This window comes from Bartonella sp. PS17NMGDW (assembly GCF_042193555.1).
Taxonomy (GTDB): Bacteria; Pseudomonadota; Alphaproteobacteria; order Rhizobiales; family Rhizobiaceae; genus Bartonella; species Bartonella grahamii.
Genome location: NZ_JBHILY010000035.1, coordinates 1 through 5,377 on the forward strand (window position 1 = coordinate 1; position 5,377 = coordinate 5,377).

Here is a 5,377-nt window from a genome sequence, read left to right on the forward strand (position 1 = left end):
GCTTTAACAATCCAATCAAAAGAACATGCATATTAAGTGAATATCTTATAACAAAATGGTTTTTTACATTTACGAGCGTTGTTTTTTAAAAGCAGCTTTTCATAAAACAAATAAACAATTATGGTTTTTTGTTATCATTTTTATCAAGTCAATTTTATTAATAATAGTTATTAAAAAATCACAAAATTAGAATAAATATTTGAAAATATATCCATATGGGTATATTAATAATCATGAGTAAAATAAAACGTATCATATGGCTTGGTTCTTCACTCAAAGATATAAAAAGTCTTCCTGATCTTATTCAACAAAGGATTGGTTATGCTCTTTATCTTGCTCAGATAGGAGATAGAGGAGAAAATGTTAAGGTTCTCAAGGGGTTTGGATCTGCCAATGTTCTAGAAATTATTGAACGCGATATTCAAGGAACTTATCGCGCTGTTTATACGATACAATATAAAAAATCTCTTTATGTGTTGCATTGTTTTCAGAAAAAATCGACCCGTGGCATTGCAACACCAAAACCAGACATTAATCTGATTAAAGAACGTCTCAAGTTAGCAGAACAATTAGAAGGGAATTAAAATGATCAATGTTTTTCACGGTAGTTCCAATGTTTATGCGGATCTTGGCTTTTCAGATTCCAGAGAGATGCTTATCAAAGCGCAACTTGCTCATAAGATTAGTCAAATTCTGAAAGAAAAGAACTTAACACAAAAACAGGCTAGTCAACTTTTGAAAATGACTCAACCCAAATTGTCTAAACTCTTAAGTGGAGAATTTCGAGGAATTAGTGAAATGAAAATGCTTGAGTGTTTGGCAAAATTGGGAAACGATATAAAGATTATTGTTAATCCGAAAGAAGTTAAAACGCTTGAAGGACATTTTGAAGTTGTTTTTTCTTCTTAAACTTCTTTATGATTAGCTTTTTGGGGTCTATTCATACATGGCAATCTTATATAAAAAATGGTCAAATGAATCATGCATAAAAGTGTGGATTCTTAAGTGGATTCTTATAAAACAATTGCACACAAACCATTGACTTTATTGTATTTTTATATATAATGCGTTATTATCATCGGGCAAAGTCTACCGTAAAGAGATTGCATATCTTGGAAACTTCCGTTTCGCTATAGATTTTTTCCTTTTGAAAGGCTTCACCAATTTTTGATAGCATCTCTTCTGTTTCTAAATGGCGGTCGCTTAAATTTTCCCTATTCCGTTCATTTTTTTCTTCTAGCGCTTGCCATAATGTATCTCTCGCTTGAAATCCTTCTGTTGTGTTGTGAATAAGTCCGAGATTCAAAAGGCGATTGATGGATTTATGAATGGTTTTGGCATCTGAATCGACATGTTTGAGGATATCAGTAAGATTTTTTGCACCAAGGATAATGGCGGCATAAACAGCGCGTAGTGTCGGTGAGGTCATGGCAGAGATCAGCGAATTGCGTGTGCTGCGTTTGTGAAGTGCTTCTTTTCCCATGGGCAAAATATCATTTCGAATGGGCAGTTCATTGATTTCTATGAGTTCTGCTTGTAGCGATTGTGCGCGTACAATTTGTTCCGCAGAGGTGCGTTTGCGAATAATCCCCAGACCACTTTGGCGATATTTGTGGTTTTCGGGGAGTGTTAAAGCTTCATAGGAGCCATCAAGCCGGTAGAGAATTTCTTCCCACAAAGGGGTTCTGACACGTCGCACCCGCTGTGCCCCATTAAGCGCAACGGTTGAGGTCATGGTTGGTTCATGTAGACAAAGATAACCACCCGCGGTGATGTGTTCCCAAAGGGTTATAACAAATCGCACATCATCTGCGGGAGTACCAGCATCAAGCCAAGCAAAATCTATTGGTCCCCAAGATTTGAGCGTTTCATCATCGAGAGAGAAGAAATTCTCATGGATAAATGTTACCATGTCTTTTTCAATACCGTCTTGAAGCAGTTTTTGCCATGCTTCTTCTGCTGATTGACCTTCGACTGTAAAATCATCAATGGTGATAAGCCGAGGTTCGTAATTCTCAAGGATTCCTGAAGGGGCAAGCAAAGCTGTGCGCTCTTCCCAGGTGGAGGATTCTAAAAGTTTTTTATCTTGTTGCCATGCTTGTTTTGCTTTTTGCAGTGCTTTAGCAATCAAGCGCGTACTATCACCAGCACCGATTTCAATGACTGTGCGCGGTCTTGCCATTTGAATAAGCGCATAAATGAGCTGTGCACTATTTTCTGTTCCCATGCCAGGTCTTATCAGCTGCATCTTTTTATCCTTATAATTTTACCAATCGTAGCATTCCTGCTTTTATAAAAAACTTTATTGAATCCTCTAGCGGATATTGAATACGTATTGGTGTGGTGGCTTGCTTCAAGAGATGTTTTGTTTTTTCATGAAGCCGGATTGTACGCCCATTGAGTTGATTAATGGCAAGACTGCCAAGAGAAGAATCTATGATAATACATGTTGGCTCTCGTAAAAGAGCGGTTGCATCATTTTCTGAAAATGCTTTTTGATCTGTTTCGATGAGACCGTGTCGTAGCAGTGATATCAAAAGACTTCCAGAGGCAAGAAGAGTACTATAGAATTGTATTTCTCTTAGTGATTGGACAAGGCAGCCTTCACGAAGTGCTTCAAATGTGGGAAAGTCGAATCCGCCAAATGCCGCTCCTTTTGTAGAAACGACGGTTACAGGTTGTATTTGCCGTTTTCCAATTAAAGCTGGTTTATTTCTCGTTATCTGTACGTCTTTTGCCCATTGAACGCGTGATAAAGGATTGAGTTCACGTGGGTAGACAGCGAAAGAATTGATGGCTATGGGTGGTGTTGGTTTTTGCAATTCAAGGGTGTGGATGTTTTCATTCAAGTCATGTTGCATGGTGTCTGCCAGTTGCCATACATAACCACCTGTTCCATTGTAAAAGTTTAAGCCTATAGGGTCTTGTTGCATGATGTTATCGTTTTTTTTTACTTTAAAATATCAAGTTTTTGGGAGGGTTATTAGTTGCTCTACATTAAAGAGTGGTTTATCAAAGTCCTATTGGGTTGGTATGGGGTTGCATGGGATACAACGATTTGATAAGGATTTTATTGAAATTTGATAGGGTGGTGATTGTCATGTCCTTTTGGGGTGTATGGTTTGCTTGAGAAAAACGCCTCGTCCACTAACCATTATCAAATTCTCTCTGTTTCTTTTTTTTGTACGGCACTGTTCACAATAAAACCTAATATGCCTGCGATCATTGTGGCGATGCCAATGATAAACAGTGTGCTTTGGGTATGATGCACTTTTACAAAGCCGGCTCCTAGAAAGCCAAGGCATACGGATGTCTGTATGATGAAGATATAGGCAGGCATTTGACTGTTTCGTTGTTCTTTGGGGATGGCTTTCATCATAAAACTTGCCATTAAGGCATTTTGCACACCATTGGCACTCCCAAGGATGAAAAATGATAGCATCATCAGCCATGTGAAGTTTGTTAAGGAAAAACAGAAAATTGCAAAGCCAATGGTTGCGGCAGCTAGTGATGCACCAGCGGCATTGCCAAAATGGTGGAAAAGATTGGAGAAGCAGAGTGGACCAACCACTAAGCCTAGGCTTAGCATACTTGTGATCACCCCATAGGTTTCAGCGCTTAAGTTGAGATCGGTACGAATGCGGACAATCGATAAGACGTTGAGAGCAGAGGTGAGGATAATAGTGATGATGAGGGGCGCAAGAGCATAGACGACATTTTTTTTGCGCAAGAGACCCGCTAAATCTAGTCCTTTTTTGGTTTGCTGCGATGTATCTGTCTTTTGTGTATGAATTTTTAAACTTTTAAAACAGAAGAGAGTGATAAAGGTAGCAAAAAGAACCATGATTGAAAGTGCAAACAATCCTTTTTGCCCGTTCGATAGACCATACAACACACCCCCTAGGAGTGGTCCGGCAATATAGCCAAGATTACGAACTGTTTGGATAATGCGATTGATACTGTCTAATTGCTGTTCATTTTTTGCGAAGTCAGGTACCGCAACAAGAATAGCAGACCAAAAGATTGAACCAGCACAACCTAGTGCGAAAGAAAGGGCAATATAAAGCCAAAACTGGTTTGCGATTGCAGCTGCGGCTATGAAAAGCGCTTCAAACAATAAAACAACAGTGACTGTGTGTACTGGTTGGAAGCGATGCAAGAGGCGTGGTGCAATGGGTCCGGCACAAATTGCCCCGATAAGCCCTGCAAACAGCAGCATTGAAATAGAAGCTGTGCTTTCTGCTAAGTGTAGAGCAAATGTAACTTGTGCTGTTTCATCGGCAAAGCTGCTAAAGCCTAAAACGAAAAAAAGCCCAGTTTGGGCGAAAATCATGGATTTTTTCTTTGTCACAATGCTCCTCCCCAAGAGACTAAAGGTACAATTTTCTTCTGCGTGTTTATGGGATATCCCACGCTTTGTCTAGTTTTTCTTGATGATCAGTTGAGAAAGGAAGTTTTCAGAGCTCTCTTCAAAACAAGCACAATGCCTATTGGCAGTGATGAGCAGCTCCTTATGTTTTTTGAAAGGGGAATATTGAAGGATTATGGGCTGGCGAAATTTTCTGATATGAGAGACAATGATACAAAAGGGCAATCAGAAAATTTCACAAAAAAGCTGCACTATGCGTGCAGCTTTTTATGTATTTGCTTTAGAGGTAGACGTTTTAAAGCATGAAAGTATCCTTACGGCTTCTGTAACCATAGTAGCCAAAAACACTGGAAATAATGGCACCTATCAGACTGCCTAAAAAGCCCCACCACCCCATATTGGAGGCTGTTTTTGTGGCTTTAGTTGCAGTGTTTTTGGCGCCCTTGATCGTATCCTCAAGATTGTCCGAGAGTGTTTCTGCCTGTTCTTCAAGGGCTTTGATGGCTTTTCCGGTTTTTTCCTCTGCGCTTTGATAAATATGAACGGCACGGTTTACTGCTGTTTGTGCGTCCGAACGGGACATGCCATCGGTCATAAGGGCCTTGATGATATCACTTCGATCAAATTTTGTCGTGAGATCTTCTACACGATCAGACAGGTGCTCACCAAGATTTTTTAAAGTGGTACGATAGTGAGAAGGATCATTTTTGAAAGCTGTTATCGCAGAACCAATATCGTTCAGTGCAGCTTGGTAGGTTTGTTTTAAGCGATTAGGGTTGAGAGCAGGAATGTCGCTTTTATTGAGAAGGGTGCGCAATTCACTCGAAAGTTGATCGAAATTGATGCCATTGTCACTGTTTTTTGCAAAAAACTTTTCAAGACTTTCGCTGTTTAAGTTTGCAAGTATAGGGGAAATATTGGTTTTGAGGCTGTCTACGGTTTGTTGGATCATAGAGCTGTTTTCTAGAGCCGTTTTAGCTCCTATCTTTGCTGTACTAGAAACCACGT

Annotated in this window: 6 protein-coding genes; 2 read left to right on the top strand and 4 right to left on the bottom strand. The window is 39.6% G+C overall.

Annotated elements, in window-relative coordinates; translation table 11 throughout:
• Positions 1-233 precede the first annotated feature (233 nt).
• A complete protein-coding gene (locus ACFIJK_RS08705; protein ID WP_041581387.1) occupies positions 234-584 on the top strand; it encodes a type II toxin-antitoxin system RelE/ParE family toxin in 351 nt (116 codons plus the stop codon).
• Position 585: 1 nt separating this feature from the next.
• A complete protein-coding gene (locus tag ACFIJK_RS08710; RefSeq protein WP_015856199.1) occupies positions 586-909 on the top strand; it encodes a helix-turn-helix domain-containing protein in 324 nt (107 codons plus the stop codon).
• Between the two features lie 166 nt (positions 910-1,075).
• Here ACFIJK_RS08710 and ACFIJK_RS08715 read toward each other — a convergent pair whose 3' ends face one another.
• The 4 genes from ACFIJK_RS08715 to ACFIJK_RS08730 form a co-directional block, all read right to left on the bottom strand.
• The gene (locus tag ACFIJK_RS08715) at positions 1,076-2,248 is read right to left on the bottom strand and encodes a class I SAM-dependent methyltransferase (protein WP_375627521.1); all 1,173 of its coding nucleotides are present in this window, start codon (positions 2,246-2,248) and stop codon (positions 1,076-1,078) included.
• A 10-nt stretch (positions 2,249-2,258) separates the two neighbouring features.
• Complete coding sequence (locus ACFIJK_RS08720; protein WP_375627522.1) at positions 2,259-2,933, bottom strand: hypothetical protein; 675 nt, start codon at positions 2,931-2,933, stop codon at positions 2,259-2,261.
• Between the two features lie 224 nt (positions 2,934-3,157).
• Positions 3,158-4,351, bottom strand: coding sequence for an MFS transporter (locus ACFIJK_RS08725; protein WP_375627523.1), 1,194 nt, complete (start codon positions 4,349-4,351; stop codon positions 3,158-3,160).
• 313 nt (positions 4,352-4,664) lie between these two features.
• On the bottom strand, positions 4,665-5,377 hold a 713-nt coding region (locus tag ACFIJK_RS08730; protein ID WP_375627524.1), incomplete at its 5' end, for a DUF3792 domain-containing protein.

Bases quoted from the DNA above. Each gene is read 5' to 3' on its own strand.
- ACFIJK_RS08705 (WP_041581387.1), top strand. From the start codon at position 234: ATGAGTAAAATAAAACGTATCATATGGCTTGGTTCTTCACTCAAAGAT.
- ACFIJK_RS08710 (WP_015856199.1), top strand. From the start codon at position 586: ATGATCAATGTTTTTCACGGTAGTTCCAATGTTTATGCGGATCTTGGC.
- ACFIJK_RS08715 (WP_375627521.1), bottom strand. From the start codon at position 2,248: ATGCAGCTGATAAGACCTGGCATGGGAACAGAAAATAGTGCACAGCTC.
- ACFIJK_RS08720 (WP_375627522.1), bottom strand. From the start codon at position 2,933: ATGCAACAAGACCCTATAGGCTTAAACTTTTACAATGGAACAGGTGGT.